Annotated in this window: 19 protein-coding genes and 1 pseudogene; 12 read left to right on the top strand and 8 right to left on the bottom strand. The window is 59.9% G+C overall.

Annotated elements, in window-relative coordinates:
- Positions 1–47: 47 nt before the first annotated feature.
- From secY to rplQ, 6 genes are all read left to right on the top strand, one after another.
- On the top strand, positions 48–1,388 hold the full coding sequence (gene secY / locus PMI09_RS00150; RefSeq protein ID WP_007787732.1) for a preprotein translocase subunit SecY: 1,341 nt from the start codon (positions 48–50) through the stop codon (positions 1,386–1,388).
- A complete protein-coding gene (locus PMI09_RS00145) occupies positions 1,385–2,035 on the top strand; it encodes an adenylate kinase (protein WP_007787731.1) in 651 nt (216 codons plus the stop codon). The genes secY and PMI09_RS00145 overlap by 4 nt, the downstream gene beginning before the upstream one ends.
- A gap of 220 nt (positions 2,036–2,255) precedes the next feature.
- Positions 2,256–2,624 (top strand): 30S ribosomal protein S13, encoded by a 369-nt coding sequence (rpsM, locus tag PMI09_RS00140; RefSeq protein ID WP_024314765.1) that lies wholly within the window; start codon positions 2,256–2,258, stop codon positions 2,622–2,624.
- A gap of 134 nt (positions 2,625–2,758) precedes the next feature.
- The gene (gene rpsK / locus PMI09_RS00135; protein WP_003547577.1) at positions 2,759–3,148 is read left to right on the top strand and encodes a 30S ribosomal protein S11; all 390 of its coding nucleotides are present in this window, start codon (positions 2,759–2,761) and stop codon (positions 3,146–3,148) included.
- Positions 3,149–3,247: 99 nt separating this feature from the next.
- A complete protein-coding gene (locus PMI09_RS00130) occupies positions 3,248–4,258 on the top strand; it encodes a DNA-directed RNA polymerase subunit alpha (RefSeq protein ID WP_007787729.1) in 1,011 nt (336 codons plus the stop codon).
- Between the two features lie 44 nt (positions 4,259–4,302).
- Complete coding sequence (gene rplQ / locus PMI09_RS00125; protein ID WP_007531696.1) at positions 4,303–4,728, top strand: 50S ribosomal protein L17; 426 nt, start codon at positions 4,303–4,305, stop codon at positions 4,726–4,728.
- 64 nt (positions 4,729–4,792) lie between these two features.
- Here the strand turns inward: rplQ and PMI09_RS00120 are convergent, their stop codons facing one another.
- The 3 genes from PMI09_RS00120 to msrP form a co-directional block, all read right to left on the bottom strand.
- The gene (locus tag PMI09_RS00120; RefSeq protein WP_007787728.1) at positions 4,793–5,017 is read right to left on the bottom strand and encodes a hypothetical protein; all 225 of its coding nucleotides are present in this window, start codon (positions 5,015–5,017) and stop codon (positions 4,793–4,795) included.
- 164 nt (positions 5,018–5,181) lie between these two features.
- On the bottom strand, positions 5,182–5,853 hold the full coding sequence (msrQ, locus tag PMI09_RS00115) for a protein-methionine-sulfoxide reductase heme-binding subunit MsrQ (RefSeq protein ID WP_007787727.1): 672 nt from the start codon (positions 5,851–5,853) through the stop codon (positions 5,182–5,184).
- On the bottom strand, positions 5,853–6,800 hold the full coding sequence (gene msrP / locus PMI09_RS00110) for a protein-methionine-sulfoxide reductase catalytic subunit MsrP (RefSeq protein ID WP_007787726.1): 948 nt from the start codon (positions 6,798–6,800) through the stop codon (positions 5,853–5,855). The genes msrQ and msrP overlap by 1 nt, the downstream gene beginning before the upstream one ends.
- Before the next feature lie 327 nt (positions 6,801–7,127).
- Between msrP and ilvD the strand changes: the two genes are divergently transcribed.
- Positions 7,128–8,966 (top strand): dihydroxy-acid dehydratase, encoded by a 1,839-nt coding sequence (gene ilvD, locus PMI09_RS00105; RefSeq protein WP_007787725.1) that lies wholly within the window; start codon positions 7,128–7,130, stop codon positions 8,964–8,966.
- Between the two features lie 38 nt (positions 8,967–9,004).
- On the opposite strand, the gene PMI09_RS00100 is transcribed toward ilvD, so the two are convergent.
- Positions 9,005–9,361, bottom strand: coding sequence for a lysozyme inhibitor LprI family protein (locus tag PMI09_RS00100; protein ID WP_007787724.1), 357 nt, complete (start codon positions 9,359–9,361; stop codon positions 9,005–9,007).
- Positions 9,362–9,672: 311 nt separating this feature from the next.
- Here PMI09_RS00100 and PMI09_RS00095 point away from each other — a divergent pair, with 311 nt between their 5' ends.
- Together PMI09_RS00095 and PMI09_RS00090 are read left to right on the top strand one after the other, a co-directional pair.
- Positions 9,673–11,076 carry a DegQ family serine endoprotease gene (locus PMI09_RS00095; protein ID WP_007787723.1) on the top strand — a complete coding sequence of 468 codons (1,404 nt, stop codon included), beginning with the start codon at positions 9,673–9,675 and terminating at the stop codon, positions 11,074–11,076.
- Complete coding sequence (locus tag PMI09_RS00090; RefSeq protein WP_007787722.1) at positions 11,073–12,389, top strand: replication-associated recombination protein A; 1,317 nt, start codon at positions 11,073–11,075, stop codon at positions 12,387–12,389. Before PMI09_RS00095 ends, PMI09_RS00090 begins: the two co-directional genes overlap by 4 nt.
- On the opposite strand, the gene PMI09_RS00085 is transcribed toward PMI09_RS00090, so the two are convergent.
- Entirely contained in the window at positions 12,390–12,692 is a 303-nt protein-coding gene (locus PMI09_RS00085; protein ID WP_007787720.1) for a DUF1883 domain-containing protein, read from the bottom strand.
- Between the two features lie 95 nt (positions 12,693–12,787).
- On the opposite strand from PMI09_RS00085, the gene PMI09_RS32705 reads away from it, so the two are divergent.
- Complete coding sequence (locus PMI09_RS32705) at positions 12,788–13,012, top strand: hypothetical protein (protein WP_007787719.1); 225 nt, start codon at positions 12,788–12,790, stop codon at positions 13,010–13,012.
- A 163-nt stretch (positions 13,013–13,175) separates the two neighbouring features.
- On the opposite strand, the gene dapA is transcribed toward PMI09_RS32705, so the two are convergent.
- Positions 13,176–14,087 carry a 4-hydroxy-tetrahydrodipicolinate synthase gene (gene dapA, locus PMI09_RS00075; protein ID WP_007787718.1) on the bottom strand — a complete coding sequence of 304 codons (912 nt, stop codon included), beginning with the start codon at positions 14,085–14,087 and terminating at the stop codon, positions 13,176–13,178.
- Position 14,088: 1 nt separating this feature from the next.
- Entirely contained in the window at positions 14,089–14,232 is a 144-nt protein-coding gene (locus tag PMI09_RS31080) for a hypothetical protein (protein WP_157213312.1), read from the bottom strand.
- Between the two features lie 289 nt (positions 14,233–14,521).
- Here PMI09_RS31080 and PMI09_RS00070 point away from each other — a divergent pair, with 289 nt between their 5' ends.
- Together PMI09_RS00070 and PMI09_RS00065 are read left to right on the top strand one after the other, a co-directional pair.
- The gene (locus tag PMI09_RS00070) at positions 14,522–15,412 is read left to right on the top strand and encodes an aminoglycoside phosphotransferase family protein (RefSeq protein WP_007787716.1); all 891 of its coding nucleotides are present in this window, start codon (positions 14,522–14,524) and stop codon (positions 15,410–15,412) included.
- Positions 15,413–15,576: 164 nt separating this feature from the next.
- A complete protein-coding gene (locus tag PMI09_RS00065; protein WP_007787715.1) occupies positions 15,577–15,984 on the top strand; it encodes a DoxX family protein in 408 nt (135 codons plus the stop codon).
- 66 nt (positions 15,985–16,050) lie between these two features.
- Here the strand turns inward: PMI09_RS00065 and PMI09_RS00060 are convergent.
- A pseudogene (locus PMI09_RS00060) lies at positions 16,051–16,359 on the bottom strand (sulfite exporter TauE/SafE family protein); the annotation flags it as partial.

Here is a 16,359-nt window from a genome sequence, read left to right as displayed (position 1 = left end):
TGCACCTCGCTTGGCTTGAGCCCGAAATTGGTAGCGCGGAGAATCGCATGGCGTCTGCAGCGGAACAGTTGGCTTCCAACCTCAATTTCTCGACCTTCGCCAAAGCCGAGGATCTCAAGAAGCGCCTGTGGTTCACACTGGCAGCTCTCCTCGTGTACCGGCTCGGTACCCACATTCCGCTCCCGGGCCTTAATCCAGAAGCTTATGCCCAGGCCTTCCGCGGCCAAGCTGGCGGGATTCTCGGCCTTTTCAACATGTTCTCGGGCGGCGCTGTACAGCGCATGGCAATCTTTGCGCTCGGCATCATGCCTTACATTTCCGCTTCGATCATTGTGCAGCTGATGACTTCGGTCGTCCCGGCGCTTGAGAACCTGAAGAAGGAAGGCGAGCAGGGCCGCAAGATCATCAACCAGTACACGCGCTACGGCACGGTGCTTCTTGGAGCGCTTCAGGCCTACGGCATCGCCGTCGGTCTTGAGAGCGGCAACGGGCTCGTTGTCGATCCCGGCATCTTCTTCCGCGTTTCCACGGTTGTTACGCTGCTTGGCGGCACGATGTTCCTGATGTGGCTCGGCGAACAGATCACCTCGCGCGGCATTGGTAACGGCATTTCTCTGATCATCTTCGCAGGTATCGCAGCCGGCCTTCCGCAGGCTCTCGCCGGCACCCTCGAGCTCGGCCGGACCGGCGCCCTGTCGACGACGCTGATTCTCGCGGTTATCGTCATTGCGATTGCCATCATCGGCATCATCGTTTTCGTTGAGCGTGCGCAGCGCCGCCTCCTGATCCAGTATCCGAAGCGTCAGGTGGGCAATCGGATGTTCCAGGGTGACACTTCGCACCTGCCGCTGAAGCTCAACACCTCGGGTGTTATCCCGGCGATCTTCGCGTCTTCGCTGCTGTTGCTGCCGGCGACGCTCGCCGGCTTCGCGAACACCACATCCTTGCCGGCATGGGCAACCGCGGTTGTGGCAGCGCTCGGCCATGGCCAGCCGCTCTATATGCTGCTCTACGGTATGCTGATCGCTTTCTTCGCCTTCTTCTACACGGCTATCGTCTTCAATCCGAAGGACACCGCGGACAATCTGAAGAAGCATGGCGGCTTCATTCCCGGTATCCGTCCGGGCGAGCGGACTGCAGAATATATCGACTATGTGCTGACCCGCATTACGGTGATTGGCGCGATCTACCTCGTTTTCGTGTGCATTCTGCCTGAAATTCTTGTGTCGCAAACGGGCATTCCGTTGTCCCTGGGTGGCACTTCGCTCTTGATCGTGGTTAGCGTAACTCTCGATACGGTGGCACAGATTCAGGGTCATCTGATCGCACAGCAGTACGAAGGCTTGATCAAGAAATCGAAGTTGCGCGGAGGAAAGAGGGGGCGATGAGACTCATACTGTTAGGGCCGCCGGGCGCGGGTAAGGGGACCCAGGCTCAGCGGATCGTGGAGAAGTACGGAATTCCGCAACTTTCCACGGGTGACATGCTTCGTGCTGCCGTTGCGGCTGGCACGGAGGTAGGCAGGCGGGCAAAGGCCGTCATGGACGCCGGCAAGCTTGTCTCCGATGAGATCGTCAATGCCATCGTCTCCGAGCGTCTGGATGCCCCGGATTGCGCCAGGGGGTTCATCCTCGACGGTTTTCCACGCACGCTGGTTCAGGCCGACGCGACGGAGACCATGCTGAAGAGCAAGGGCCTCGAGCTCTCGACCGTGATCGAGATTCAGGTGGACGACAACGTCCTCGCGGACCGTGTCTCGGGGCGCTACACCTGCGCGAACTGCGGTGCAGGCTACCATGACACCAACGTCAAGCCGAAGGAAGAAGGTGTCTGTGACCGTTGCGGCTCGACTCACTTCAAGCGCCGGCCTGACGACAATCGGGAAACGGTCGTCACGCGCCTACAGGCTTACTACAAGGAAACATCTCCGCTGATCGGCTACTACTATGCCAAAGGCAAGCTGAAGTCGGTTGATGGCATGGCGGACATCGATCACGTCACCGGCGAGATCGATAAGATACTTTCGAAGCTTTAGTCTTTGAAAATAAACTTGGCGGAAGCGGTTGCTTTTCAGCACTGATTCCGCTAAACACCGCGCCAACTCGCGACATTTATGCGATCGGCGCGGATTTCCAAAGGAAGTCCGGGTTCGGTCGTTTTGACATGTACGAACCCAAATTTGAACGAGCGGCCGGTTCGGTCGCATAACGAAAAGCCTCTTGCCGGATGGCAACGGGAACGCAAGGAGAATAGGCGTGGCACGTATCGCTGGCGTCAACATCCCGACTGCGAAGCGCGTCGTTATCGCGCTGACCTATATTCACGGGATCGGTTCAAAATTCGCGCAGGAAATCATGGAAAAGGTTGGCCTTCCGGCTGACAAGCGCGTCCATCAGCTGACGGACTCCGAAGTCCTGCAGATCCGCGAAACCATCGACCGTGATTATCAGGTCGAAGGTGACCTGCGTCGCGAAACCTCGATGAACATCAAGCGTCTGATGGACCTCGGTTGCTACCGTGGCCTGCGTCATCGTCGTGGCCTTCCGGTCCGCGGTCAGCGCACGCACACCAATGCTCGTACTCGCAAGGGTCCGGCAAAGGCCATCGCTGGTAAGAAGAAGTAATTTCCGGGAAACCGGAGGTGAGGGGGCTGGCGGTCTGCGCCGGCCTCTTTTGAGTTTGGGGCAGGGCCGTAAGGTCTCGTTCCGGTGTAGCCGCTGGCATTACGGCGGTGCAGAGATCCAAGAAAGGGATTTAAATGGCCAAGGAAGCCGTCCGCGTTCGTCGTCGCGAACGTAAGAACATCTCGTCGGGTGTTGCCCACGTCAATTCGACCTTCAACAACACGATGATCACCATCACCGACGCACAGGGCAACGCGATTGCCTGGTCGTCGGCTGGCGCCAAGGGCTTCAAGGGCTCGCGCAAGTCGACCCCGTTCGCTGCTCAGATTGCTGCTGAAGACTGCGCCAAGAAGGCCCAGGAACATGGCATGAAGTCGCTGGAAGTCGAAGTTTGCGGTCCGGGTTCGGGTCGTGAATCCGCTTTGCGCGCGCTCCAGGCTGCTGGTTTCATGATCACGTCCATCCGCGACGTGACGCCGATCCCGCACAATGGTTGCCGCCCGCGCAAGAAGCGCCGCGTCTGATCATCGCCATTCACAACACCGGTGAGCGGATTTTCGCTCCGGTGCTTCTCAAGCTCGGTTGCCACGATTGGATGGTGGCAACGAACGGAAGGCAAAAATATGATTCAGAAAAACTGGCAGGAATTGATCAAGCCGAACAAGGTCGAGTTCTCTTCGAGCTCGCGCACCAAGGCGACGCTCGTAGCTGAGCCACTGGAGCGCGGTTTCGGCCTCACCCTCGGCAACGCGCTTCGCCGCGTTCTGCTGTCCTCGCTGCGCGGTGCTGCAGTGACGGCCGTGCAGATCGATGGCGTGCTGCATGAGTTCTCGTCGATCCCGGGCGTCCGCGAAGACGTTACGGACATCGTCCTCAACATCAAGGAAATCGCCATCAAGATGGATGGCGATGACGCTAAGCGCATGGTCGTGCGTAAGCAGGGCCCGGGCGTTGTAACGGCTGGCGACATCCAGACGGTCGGCGACATTGAGATCCTCAATCCCGAGCATGTGATCTGCACGCTCGACGAGGGCGCCGAAATCCGCATGGAATTCACCGTCAACAACGGCAAGGGCTACGTTCCGGCCGATCGCAATCGTGCGGAAGATGCTCCGATCGGTCTCATCCCGGTCGACAGCCTTTATTCGCCGGTCAAGAAGGTGTCCTACAAGGTGGAAAACACCCGTGAAGGACAGGTTCTCGACTACGACAAGCTGAATATGACGATCGAAACCGATGGTTCGATCTCTGGCGAAGATGCCGTCGCTTTCGCGGCTCGCATCCTCCAGGATCAGCTTGGCGTGTTCGTCAACTTCGACGAGCCGCAGAAGGAAACCGAAGAGGAAGCAGTCACCGAACTCGCTTTCAACCCGGCACTCCTCAAGAAGGTAGACGAACTGGAACTGTCTGTTCGCTCGGCAAACTGCCTGAAGAACGACAACATCGTCTACATCGGCGACCTCATTCAGAAGACCGAAGCAGAAATGCTCCGCACGCCGAATTTTGGTCGCAAGTCGCTGAACGAAATCAAGGAAGTTCTCGCTTCCATGGGCCTGCACCTCGGCATGGAAGTGCCGGCATGGCCGCCTGAGAACATCGAAGATCTCGCCAAGCGTTACGAAGACCAGTACTAACATTCAAACGGCAGGCGGATGCCTGCAAGTGAAGGAGAATAGCCATGCGCCACGGTAAAGCCGGCCGCAAGCTGAATAGAACCGCTAGCCACCGCAAGGCAATGTTTGCCAACATGGCGGCTTCGCTCATCACCCATGAGCAGATCGTGACCACCCTGCCGAAGGCAAAGGAAATCCGTCCGATCGTTGAAAAGCTCGTCACCCTCGGCAAGCGCGGCGACCTGCACGCTCGTCGTCAGGCGATCTCGCAGATCCGCGACGCCGCTGTCGTTTCAAAGCTCTTCGACACGATCGCTTCGCGCTACGCAACCCGCAACGGCGGCTACCTACGTATCATGAAGGCTGGCTTCCGCCAGGGCGACAACGCTGCTCTCGCGGTCATCGAATTCGTTGACCGCGACACCTACGCCAAGGGCGCAGCCGACAAGGCTCGCGTTGAAGCCGAAGCGGCTGCAGCTGAAGCCGCTTAATCCTTTCCGGTTCGCCGGAAGCAAAACAGCCGGGCTGCCAAGCCCGGCTGTTTTCGTTTAGGGATCAGCCTTTCGGCTCGCCACGCTTCGGCCGTTCGCATTGCTTGTTGAAATGGATCAGACGGGCAGGTGGCGGCTCCGCGATGATAGCGATCTCACCGACACTTCGCAGCGCTGCTCTAAAGCGTGCTGTGTTCCGTCTCCCCCATACGCCAAGGAAATACTGGCCGGTGTCCTCCTGCTTGAAGACGACCGCTCCCCTGAACGCCCGCACTGAGCCCGCCTTCACCAACTAGGCCTCCGCCGCCATAGACGGAAATGACCTCTTTAAGCGGTGCTGCTGCAGCAAAGGTGTCGCCTAACGCCGAAAAATTCGGGTCGCGGTAGAGATAGACTGGGCAGGGTGTTTCCATCCGCACATGGTGGCCGATTTTGCCACCGATGGCAATTCGGTCAGCCGGACACCCGCTGGCGCACGGCCGCCTGCTGTGCCGGCCTTCCGCGCCCATTCTTGGCCTTCCTGCTGCGCGCGATGGGCCGGTAGGAGCGGTAGAGGATCAAGAGGATCAGCAGGCTGATATAGACGGATTGCTCGAGGCCGAGAACTTTCGTCGATAGCGCAAAGTGCACGGCACCAGCGGCAGCGACGATATAGACGAGGCGGTGCAGCCGCACCCAGTTCGGCCCGAGCCGGCGGATTGAGAAGTTATTGGAAGTCAGCGCAAGCGGGATGAGCAGCGCGAACCCGGCCATGCCGAACATGATGAAAGGCCGCTTCACGACGTCATCGACGACGGCTTGAATGATCAATGCCTGATCGAGCACCATGTAGACCGTGAAATGCATCAGGGCATAGTAAAAGGTCAGAAGGCCGAGCGCTCGGCGATAGCGAAGATAATTCCAGCCGAAGAGATCGCGGGCAGGGGAGACGGCCAGCGTCAGAATGAGGAAGCGGATCGTCCAGAGGCCGAGGAACAGCTCGAAGGTCTTTACGGGGTCGGCGCCGAGCTGATCCGTGGCGCCGAGATAAAAGGTCCAAGCAGCGGGCAGCAGCCCGACGGTATAGAGAGCCCAAACGGAGGCCGACTGCCAGCGCTTCGGGAGACTGAACGAGAGGGCCGTCATCAGAAATTCTTCCGGAGATCCATGCCGCTGTAGAGGCTGGCCACCTCGTCGGCATAGCCGTTGAACGGCAGGGTGGGATGGCGGCTGGCGCCGAAGAAGCCGCTTTCGCCGATGCGCCGTTCCGTCGCCTGGCTCCAGCGCGGGTGATCGACCTCCGGATTGACATTGGCGTAGAAGCCGTATTCCTGCGGATTGGTGACCTGCCACGTGTTCTTCGGCTCCTGGTCGGTCAGAGTGATCCGCACAATCGACTTGATGCCCTTGAAGCCATATTTCCAGGGCACGACCAGCCGGATCGGCGCACCGTTCTGGTTCGGCAAGGTTTCGCCATAGAGACCGACGGCAAGCAGCGTCAGTGGATGGCGCGCTTCGTCGAGCCGAAGGCCTTCGACATAGGGCCAGTCGAGCGATTGGAAGATGCCTTTCTGCCCCGGCATCTGGTCCGGCCGTACCACCGTTTCGAAGGCGACGTACTTGGCGCTGCCAAGTGGCTCCACCTTGTTGAGGAGGGAGGCAAGCGGGAAGCCGTCCCATGGAATGACCATCGACCACGCCTCAACACAGCGCATGCGGTAGGTGCGGTTTTCGATCGGGAATTCCTTCATCAGCGCCTCGACATCGAACGTGCCGGGCTTGTTGACCATGCCGTCGACCTTGATCGTCCAGGGGAGTGGCTTGAAATCGCCGGAGAGTGCGGCAGGATCGCCCTTATCCAGACCGAATTCGTAGAAATTATTGTAGGTGGTGACATCCTTCAGCGGCGTCGTCTTCTCGTCGACTGTGTATTTGCTTTCGATGACCGACAGTGCCGCGGCGCTGGCTTTGCTGGCTCCGTACAGCGCCATGGCGCCTAGCGTCGCGGCGCCGAGGAATTCGCGGCGCCTGAGATAGAGCTGTTGCGGCGTGATCTCCGAAGATGCGATCTTGGGGGGACGATAGGCTGGCATCGGAAACCTCCTGAGCATTGGAGCTTGGCATGAACCTTCAACGCATCAAGTGCGTCCTTGGATCATTGTTTATGCCCACCGGCACGGCTGCGGAAAGCCAACTTTTTGTGTACGCTGTTTGATGGAATAGTTTGTAACAAAATGACCGCGGCGACCGTATATGGTCGATGCGCCCGGCGGCGCAGGCGTACCGGTTTTGGGCTTCCCGGTAGTGACAGTACAGGTCGTTTGGATTAGGACAATTCCAAAAAGCAGCGATAGCCCGGCCGCACAATCCCGTTGCCGCCCCGCATCGCCAACGATTTCCGACGCGTGAGGAATACACCAATGCCAGCTTATCGTTCCAGAACCACGACCCATGGCCGCAACATGGCGGGTGCGCGCGGCCTTTGGCGCGCCACGGGCATGAAGGATTCGGACTTCGGCAAGCCGATCATTGCGGTGGTGAATTCCTTCACCCAGTTCGTGCCCGGCCACGTCCACCTCAAGGACCTCGGCCAGCTCGTCGCCCGTGAAATCGAAGCCGCCGGTGGCGTCGCCAAGGAGTTCAACACCATTGCCGTCGACGACGGTATCGCCATGGGCCATGACGGCATGCTCTATTCGCTGCCGTCTCGCGAACTGATCGCCGACAGCGTCGAATACATGGTCAATGCCCATTGCGCCGACGCCATGGTCTGCATCTCGAACTGCGACAAGATCACCCCCGGCATGCTGATGGCCTCGCTCCGCCTCAACATCCCCACGGTTTTCGTTTCCGGCGGCCCGATGGAAGCCGGCAAGGTTGTCCTGCACGGCAAGACCCACGCGCTCGATCTCGTCGACGCTATGGTCGCGGCCGCCGATGACAAGATCAGCGACGAAGACGTCAAGGTGATCGAGCGGTCTGCCTGTCCGACCTGTGGCTCTTGCTCGGGCATGTTCACCGCCAATTCCATGAACTGCCTGACGGAAGCGCTTGGCCTGTCGCTGCCCGGCAACGGCTCGACGCTCGCAACGCATGCCGACCGCAAGCGCCTATTCGTCGAGGCTGGTCACCTGATCGTCGATCTCGCCCGCCGCTACTACGAGCAGGACGACGTCAAGGCTCTGCCGCGCACGATTGCCTCCAAGCAGGCCTTCGAGAACGCGATGGCGCTCGATATCGCCATGGGCGGCTCGACGAATACGGTTCTGCACATCCTGGCGGCCGCGCACGAAGGCGAGATCGATTTCACGATGGCCGACATCGACGCGCTGTCGCGCCGCGTTCCCTGCCTTTCCAAGGTCGCGCCGGCAAAGAACGACGTCCACATGGAAGACGTTCACCGTGCCGGCGGCATCATGTCGATTCTGGGCGAACTGGATAAGGGTGGCCTGCTCAACCGCGAGTGCCCGACGGTCCATGCCGAAACGCTCGGCGACGCGATCGACCGCTGGGACATCACCCGCACCAACAGCGAGACCGTCCGCAAGTTCTATCGTGCAGCACCCGGCGGCGTCCCGACCCAGGTTGCCTTCAGCCAGGAGGCACGCTGGGACGAACTCGACATGGACCGTGAAAAGGGCGTTATCCGTTCTGTGGAACATCCGTTCTCGAAGGATGGCGGCCTTGCGGTTCTCAAGGGTAACCTCGCGCTAGACGGCTGCATCGTGAAGACGGCGGGTGTCGATGAATCGATCCTGAAGTTCTCCGGTCCGGCCAAGGTTTACGAAAGCCAAGACGCGGCGGTGAAGGCCATCCTCTCGAACGAAGTCGTCGCCGGCGATGTCGTCGTTATCCGCTACGAAGGCCCGAAGGGCGGTCCCGGCATGCAGGAAATGCTCTATCCGACGAGCTACCTGAAGTCGAAGGGTCTCGGCAAGGCCTGCGCGCTGATCACCGACGGACGCTTCTCTGGCGGCACCTCCGGCCTTTCCATCGGTCACGTCTCGCCGGAAGCCGCAAACGGCGGCACGATCGGCCTGGTTCGCGAGGGCGACACGATCGACATCGACATCCCGAACCGCATCATCAGCCTGCGCGTCGATGACAAGGAGCTGGCGAACCGCCGCGCCGAGCAGGAGGAGAGGGGCTGGCATCCGGCTGAACATCGCAAGCGCAACGTCACGACCGCGCTGAAGGCCTATGCGGCCTTCGCAACCAGCGCCGACCGCGGCGCGGTGCGCGACCTTGGCAGCCGCTAAGTCTCCGTATCAAAAGCGAATGTAAAATGGACCGGTCGCTAAAGCGGCCGGTTTATTTTTTTGTAGGTTTCGTCCAGCTGTTTCAGGCGCTCGTCATAGGCGGCCTTGATGCAGGCAGCGTCTGCGGCGCATTCCTGGCGCTTCTTCAGCCAGGCCGTTTGCTCATCCTGCAAGGTGCCGCGCGAGCCCATGGCCATCAGCCCGGACAGCAGATCGAAGGTCGTCACCATCTTCACATCGGCGTCGTTCAGTGCGCGGTTCTCGCAGATCACCTTTTCGTCCGGCTTCAACTCTTTGGCCTCGCAGTCGAAGCTCGCTGCATGGGAAGCGCTGGCTAGGCCCGTGCAAAGGATAAATGTCGCGAAAGGGAGAAGTGTGCCGCGGAAACGTCCCATGCATGAGTTCCTGTCCATTGGCTTTGGATCTGCGATGGGTAGATGATGCACACCATGGCTTCGGCAAGAACGGAGCCATCCGAGAAGAGCTGGTCGTAAGCTGCCATCCGTAGAGTCAGGATGTCTCCCATGGGTGACTATGATCTTCCTTTGCCTTTAGATATCAGTCGCATGGAACTCCTTCCTGAATCAGTTTGAGAGGCGTGATCATCAGTTCGTGAGCTGCCTTACTCTTCCATGCTTCCGCCCTCTTTCCTTTCTAGCGTCCGGCGCTAAAACGTGTTCACAAGAGAATTTCAGAAGGACTCCCCATGCATGACCTGTTGAAGCGCGCCGCCCTGCCTCTCATGGCTTTAGTGCTCGCGCTGCCGGTTTCCGCTAACGCTCAGACGGCCAAGACTGTGCCGCAGAGCCAGATGGAAATGCAGCTTTCCTTTGCGCCGCTGGTCAAACAAACGTCCGGCGCCGTCGTAAACGTCTATGCGGAGAAGACGGTCCGCAGGCAGTCTCCCTTTGCCGGCGATCCCTTCTTCGAGGAGTTCTTCGGTCAGCAGATGCCGAACCGTAGCGAGAAGCAATCGTCGTTGGGATCCGGCGTCATCGTTGAAGCGAACGGAACGATCGTCACCAACAATCACGTCGTGGAAGGCGCCGATGATATCAAGGTTGCGCTCTCCGACGGGCGGGAATTTCCGTGCAAGGTCGTCTTGAGGGATGACCGTGTCGATCTCGCGGTTCTCAAGGTCGATACGAAGGAAAGTTTCCCGACACTTCCGCTCGGCAATTCCGATGCCGTCGAAGTCGGCGATCTCGTGCTGGCGATCGGCAATCCCTTCGGTGTTGGCCAAACAGTCACGAGCGGCATCGTCTCGGCGCTGGCACGCAATCAGGTCGTCAAGAACGAGTTCGGTTTCTTCATCCAGACCGACGCGTCGATCAACCCCGGCAATTCCGGCGGTGCGCTGATGAACATGAAGGGCGAGTTGATCGGCATCAACACGGCGATCTTTTCGCGCGGCGGCGGCTCGAACGGCATCGGCTTTGCAATCCCGGCCAATCTGGTCAAGGTGTTCCTTGCCTCGGCCGATGCCGGCGTAAAATCATTCGAGCGCCCTTATGTCGGCGCCACGTTCGATGCGGTGACATCCGAGGTTGCCGAAGCGCTCGGGCTTAACAAGGCGCGGGGCGCTCTCGTCGTCAAGGTGACCGATGGCAGCCCGGCCGCAAAAGCCGGATTGAAGGCAGGTCAAATCGTGACCGCCGTCGATGGCATTGCGGTCGAGCACCCGGATGCGCTTCTCTATCGCGTGACAACGGCAGGGCTTGGCAAATCGGTCCAATTGACCGTGCTTGAGAACGGCCACGAGCAGCAGATCCCGCTGGCGCTCGCCAGAGCGCCCGAGACGGCACCACGCGATCAACGCACGATTGGAGGCCGCACGCCCTTTACCGGCGCCGTGGTCGAAAACCTGTCGCCTCGCGTCGCCGATGAGCTTCGTATGCCGTCCGAATCCACCGGCGTCGTTGTTTCCGAGGTGAAAGAGGATTCCCTTGCCGCTCGCCTCGGCTTTGAGCCGAAGGACATCATCATTTCGATTAACGGCACGGAAGTGAAAAACACGAAGGAGCTTGCCGGGATCGCCGACGAGGATCCGAGCTTCTGGCGCGTCGAGATCGAGCGCGACGGCCAACGCATTAGACAGTTCTTCCGATGAGTGACGATCTATTTGCACCGCGTATTCCCGAGGAGGTCGCCAATCGGCGGCCTCTTGCCGATCGCCTGCGGCCACGCACGCTTTCGGAAGTGACCGGTCAGGAGCATCTGACCGGCGAGGATGGCGTATTGCGGCGCATGATCGAGAGCGGTTCGCTCGGCTCGATGATTTTCTGGGGGCCGCCCGGGACCGGCAAGACGACCGTTGCCCGATTGCTGTCGGGCGAAGCTGGCCTGGCATTCGAGCAGATCTCGGCCATCTTTTCCGGTGTGGCGGATCTCAAGAAGGTATTCGAAGCTGCGCGCCTGCGGCGGATGGACGGCAGGCAGACGTTGCTTTTTGTCGACGAAATCCATCGGTTCAACAGGGCACAGCAGGATAGCTTCCTCCCTGTCATGGAAGACGGCACCGTCATCCTTGTCGGCGCCACTACGGAGAACCCGTCGTTCGAACTCAACGCGGCTTTGCTGTCGCGTGCACGCGTGTTGACCTTCAAGTCACACGACGATGAAAGCCTCGAGGAGTTGCTGAAGCGTGCCGAAGCGGCGGAGGGCAAAGCGCTGCCGCTGACGGACGATGCGCGTGCAAGTCTGTTGCGAATGGCGGACGGTGACGGACGCGCCGTGCTGACACTTGCGGAGGAAGTATGGCGTGCTGCGCGCGAGAAAGAGACCTTCGACACGGAAGGCCTGACGCGCATTGTGCAGCGCCGCGCTCCCGTCTATGACAAGGCCCAGGACGGGCATTACAATCTCATCTCCGCACTGCATAAATCCGTTCGCGGTTCCGATCCCGATGCCGCGCTTTACTATCTCGCCCGCATGTTCGACGCCGGCGAGGATCCGCTCTATCTCGGTCGGCGGCTGGTTCGTATGGCTGTCGAAGACATAGGCCTCGCCGATCCGCAGGCGCTGGTAATCTGCAATGCCGCGAAGGATGCCTATGACTACCTCGGTTCGCCTGAGGGCGAACTGGCGCTGGCACAGGCCTGCGTCTATCTGGCTACCGCACCGAAGTCGAACGCCGTCTACACAGCCTTCAAGGCCGCGACGATGGCCGCCAAGCAGAATGGCTCTCTGCTGCCGCCGAAGCACATCTTGAATGCGCCGACGAAGCTGATGAAGGGTGAGGGCTACGGCGAGGGCTATCGCTACGATCACGACGAGCCGGATGCCTTTTCCGGCCAGGACTATTTCCCGGAAAAGATGGGCCGGCAGACCTTCTACGATCCGCCGGAGCGTGGTTTCGAGCGGGATATCCGCAAGCGTCTTGAATGGTGGGCGAAGCTCAGGAAAGAGCGCAACCAGCGTTGATCAGGATGCGCGCATCTGCCCTGCAGGGGCGACGAGCTTGACGGCTGATTCCGCAAGACCGTGATGGCCTTCCATATCTACGACGAGATGCCAGTGGCCGCTCTCGGGAATGGAAAGACGGATGGGAGATTTCCGCGCGACGCCGCCGACATATTTGAAGTCGAGGACTTCAGTAAAGCGCTGATAGTTCGGCGACGTCATCAGACGCACATTCGCGACCGCGTTCAACGTCACCTCGATGATCGTCCCGGCGCGCTGCTCGTTGAGATCGTAGTGGGTAAAACGAAAATTCGGTTTCGGCATCGGTCTTCGGCGTGGCTGGTCTCGTGCCCGTACCATAGGCGCATTCCAGTTAAGGAAGCGTTCGCCATTGGCGGCGGGAAGCGAGCCGGCCGCCAATGGCGTCGACGTCAGTGGATTTCGCTATCGCTCCGGTCGAGCGCGCCGAACTGCAGGACGATGCCATCGGCGGCGCGGCAAATCTGCTCGGGATGATGGTCACACTCGTCGGCTGCGAAATGGCGTGCGGCGTACTCACTGATGAATACGCCTCCGACAAGCCCCCTTTGATCCTGCACCACCCAGCGACCATTTCGATCCTGACCGATGATGAAGCGTGCTGAACTCCGGCGTTGGAGGGGTTCGATTGCGGAAGCAGATTGAAGAGAGGGCATCGATTTTCCTTTCGAATTGTCTTCTGCCCTAACAGGGCAGTGCCACACGCATGAAATTAATGGCGCTCGCATGCGTCTTCCATTGGTTTGAGCTCGAGAAAATATAAAAATATCATATGGATAAAGCTACTTCGCGGGCGTCGGAGGCGCGCGCCAGCGCTTGCGATACCGACAGTTTTTCATCGGCGTCGAGAGCCAGAAGCGGCAGACGGACCTCCGGATCGGTCTGCAGCAGAGTCTGCAAGGCGTGTTTGATCGCTGCGGGGTCGCCCTTGGCACCCAAGGCCGCTGTCAGCGCAGCGAGCCGATCCTCGAGCAAGCGCGCAGCCGAGAGGTTGCCACCGCGGGCCGCTTGTTGCAGCGATGCATACAAACGCGGGCACACGTTCGCACCGGCCGAGATGATACCGCTGCCACCACTGTTCAGAAACGAGAGGGCCGTTGCGTCGCGATCGGAAAGAAGCAAGAGGCGCTGACGCCAGTCCGGCTGCAAGGCGCGTGCAGCGGCGCTGCCGTCGGCAAGGAGCAAGCCGACGACTGATGGGACATCGGCGAGCGCAGCAAGCGTCGGCGAGGTCATATCGATTGCCGTGCGCAGCGGGTTGTTTTCCACGATCAAGGGAAAGGTCGTTGCTGCCGCAAGCTGAGTAAAGTGGCCGACAATCCCCTCTTGTCCCGGCTTCGAATAGTAGGGCAGTGTCACAAGGGCCGCGCTTGCTCCCAGTTCTTCAGCGTCGCGCGTCAAGGCGATCGTGCTTGCCGTCGCATTCGTGCCGGTTGCGGCAATCACGGGAACACGCCCGCCGGCGACGCGGACGCAGGTAAGAATAACTGCGGCGCGCTCGCTTCTGGTGAGTGTCGATCCTTCCCCGGTCAGTGTGCAGACAGCAAGTCCGTCAACGCCACCGTGGATCTGTCGCTCTGCAAGTCGTTCCAGCGCGGAAAGGTCGAGCGCTCCGTCACGAAACGGCGTAACAAGCGCCGTCGTTGTGGCGCCGAGGCGCAATACTTTGTTTGCTGGCATGTCAAAGGCCGCCTAGGATGACGTAGAGTTCGACTGCGGCAAGCATGATGCCGAACAGGATCAGCGCCTGGGCCGTACGTCGCTCGCGCATCTGTCGTTTCGGTGCAGGGCGGCGCGGGTGGGTGATCGGGGCATTGCGTAGCATGAAGTCTCGCATAGCTTTCAACCTTCGCATTTCACAGGCTAACGCCGTTCACGGTAGGAATTCCATTCGTGGGCAAGTGCGCAGATATAGAAATCGCATAAAGGAGCGACCCGCCGAAGGCATTCACTCCGGAGAAAATTTCTGAAATTGCAGATGGTTATTGGAAAATCCCGAATCATCTTCTTAGGAACTTGATTCAAAGTCCGAGGGGCCGAAGGCAAACCCAGGGTTGATCTCGTCGCCGAAACGCGAACAATATATCCCCTTATCCGGGAGGAATGTCAGGACAATGGATGGCCCAGTTATCGATGCCGCACTCGTGCGGCGGCTGATTGCCACGCAATTTCCCGAGTGGGCGGCTCTGCCGATCAGACCCGTTGAGTTCGGCGGATGGGACAACAGGACATTCCACCTCGGCGCCGGGATGACGGTTCGGCTGCCGAGCGCTGCTCGCTATGCCGATCAGGTCGCCAAGGAGCACCGGTGGCTGCCGATCCTTGCACAGCAACTGCCTCTGCCGATACCCGTGCCTCTGGCGATGGGAAGGCCGGACGAGACCTATCCCTGGCCCTGGTCCATCTACGAGTGGCGTGACGGTGAGACGGCGCTGGTGGAACGCATCGACGATCTCAGCGAGTTCGCCACCACGCTGGCTGGCTTCCTCGATGCCCTGCAGGCATCCGACGCCACGGGAGGACCTCCGCCCGGCTCGCACAACTTCTTTCGCGGCGGATCGCTGGATGTGTATGACGCGCAAACGCGCCAGGCGCTTGTGCTGCTGGATGGCCGGATCGACACGCAACTGGCAAAGGAGGTTTGGGAAGCCGCGCTTTCAACATCTTGGCAAAGTGCGCCTGTCTGGTTCCATGGCGACGTGGCCTATGGCAACCTTCTGGTAAAGAACGGTCAGCTCGATGCCGTCATCGATTTCGGAACGTCAGGCGTTGGCGACCCTGCCTGCGATCTCGCAATCGCCTGGCACCTGTTCGAGGGGCGAAGCCGTGAGGTATTTCGCAATGCACGCCCTCTGGATGCGGGGACGTGGGCGCGCGGCCGCGGATGGACGTTATGGAAGGCCCTCATAGTCGTCGCCGACATGGCCGGCGCAAATCCCGTAGACGTCGAGAAATCGTGGCAGGTTGTCGATGATGTGCTGGCCGATCACCTGGCTTGGACCTGATGCGCCTTAGGATCGTTCAGTTGAAAGAATAGCGGCTGCTTGTCGGGAGGGAACATCTTGCGGCGTCCTTTGGGGGAAGGCTGACGGCATCGGCAAGTGCAGATGCAGGAAGCCGGAAATCTGGACAATGATGCTGAACGGCTTTGGGCCGAGGGAGAGATGACATGAGCAAGACAATTGCAATTCTGCTGGCGCGACTGATCTTCGGAGCCGTGTTCGCGATGGCCATGAGCTTCAAGTTCATGGATATGCAGTCCACGGCAAGCTATATCGCCGCAGCAGGCTTTCCCTTCCCACTCTTTCTGGCGTGGGTAGCGGCTTTCTTCGAGCTTGGCTTGACGCTGGCATTCCTGACAGGGGCCTTCTTCTCGGAAGCCTCGGTTCTGGCCGGAATCTACGTGGTCTTTCTGGCGTTCGCGTTCCATGGCCCAAGCCACTGGAGCGGCAATCAAGCCGAGTTCGGATTCTTTATCGATCACTTCACCTTCCTTGCCGGCTTGCTTTTTGCCGCCGTGCACGGTCCAGGAGACACGCTGGTCGTGAAGGCGCGCTCGCCCCTGATGGCTCGCTAGGTGCGGATGCTCCTATCCGGAGGCCGGCGGTGTCGCGCGCCGCTCCGCTGTTTTGAGAGGCTGGACCTATCGGAGGAGCCCGTCGAGCGCCGGCATTCCCAAGATGGCGGAGGCTGCGATCAGCAGATAGCAGATCGTTCGGAACGTGCTTTCCTTGGCGAGACCGAACAGCTTCGAGCCGGCATATAGGCCGACGGCATAACTCGGCAGGATCACGATCGTCAGAGCGAAGACGGCTTGAACAAAGAGCCCGCCGAAATGGTAGCTGACGACGCTGAAGCAAGTTGAAATTGCGAAATATAGAATGATGTTCGCCCGCACCCGGGCAAAATTGGCCTTGCCGCCCAGCCAATAGGCGACGACCGGCGGCCCGCC

Origin of the sequence: Rhizobium sp. CF122, from assembly GCF_000282035.1 — a bacterium.
GTDB lineage: Bacteria > Pseudomonadota > Alphaproteobacteria > Rhizobiales > Rhizobiaceae > Rhizobium.
This window is presented reverse-complemented; position numbering and strand designations above follow the sequence as displayed.

Coding starts and splice junctions, on each gene's coding strand:
- PMI09_RS00100 (WP_007787724.1), bottom strand. CDS start 9,361: ATGGGACGTTTCCGCGGCACACTTCTCCCTTTCGCGACATTTATCCTT.
- PMI09_RS00070 (WP_007787716.1), top strand. CDS start 14,522: ATGGATGGCCCAGTTATCGATGCCGCACTCGTGCGGCGGCTGATTGCC.
- rpsK (WP_003547577.1), top strand. CDS start 2,759: ATGGCCAAGGAAGCCGTCCGCGTTCGTCGTCGCGAACGTAAGAACATC.
- PMI09_RS00090 (WP_007787722.1), top strand. CDS start 11,073: ATGAGTGACGATCTATTTGCACCGCGTATTCCCGAGGAGGTCGCCAAT.
- PMI09_RS00145 (WP_007787731.1), top strand. CDS start 1,385: ATGAGACTCATACTGTTAGGGCCGCCGGGCGCGGGTAAGGGGACCCAG.
- secY (WP_007787732.1), top strand. CDS start 48: ATGGCGTCTGCAGCGGAACAGTTGGCTTCCAACCTCAATTTCTCGACC.
- msrQ (WP_007787727.1), bottom strand. CDS start 5,853: ATGACGGCCCTCTCGTTCAGTCTCCCGAAGCGCTGGCAGTCGGCCTCC.
- PMI09_RS00085 (WP_007787720.1), bottom strand. CDS start 12,692: ATGCCGAAACCGAATTTTCGTTTTACCCACTACGATCTCAACGAGCAG.
- PMI09_RS32705 (WP_007787719.1), top strand. CDS start 12,788: ATGGCGTCGACGTCAGTGGATTTCGCTATCGCTCCGGTCGAGCGCGCC.
- PMI09_RS31080 (WP_157213312.1), bottom strand. CDS start 14,232: ATGCTACGCAATGCCCCGATCACCCACCCGCGCCGCCCTGCACCGAAA.
- rplQ (WP_007531696.1), top strand. CDS start 4,303: ATGCGCCACGGTAAAGCCGGCCGCAAGCTGAATAGAACCGCTAGCCAC.
- PMI09_RS00065 (WP_007787715.1), top strand. CDS start 15,577: ATGAGCAAGACAATTGCAATTCTGCTGGCGCGACTGATCTTCGGAGCC.
- msrP (WP_007787726.1), bottom strand. CDS start 6,800: ATGCCAGCCTATCGTCCCCCCAAGATCGCATCTTCGGAGATCACGCCG.
- PMI09_RS00095 (WP_007787723.1), top strand. CDS start 9,673: ATGCATGACCTGTTGAAGCGCGCCGCCCTGCCTCTCATGGCTTTAGTG.
- ilvD (WP_007787725.1), top strand. CDS start 7,128: ATGCCAGCTTATCGTTCCAGAACCACGACCCATGGCCGCAACATGGCG.
- PMI09_RS00130 (WP_007787729.1), top strand. CDS start 3,248: ATGATTCAGAAAAACTGGCAGGAATTGATCAAGCCGAACAAGGTCGAG.
- dapA (WP_007787718.1), bottom strand. CDS start 14,087: ATGCCAGCAAACAAAGTATTGCGCCTCGGCGCCACAACGACGGCGCTT.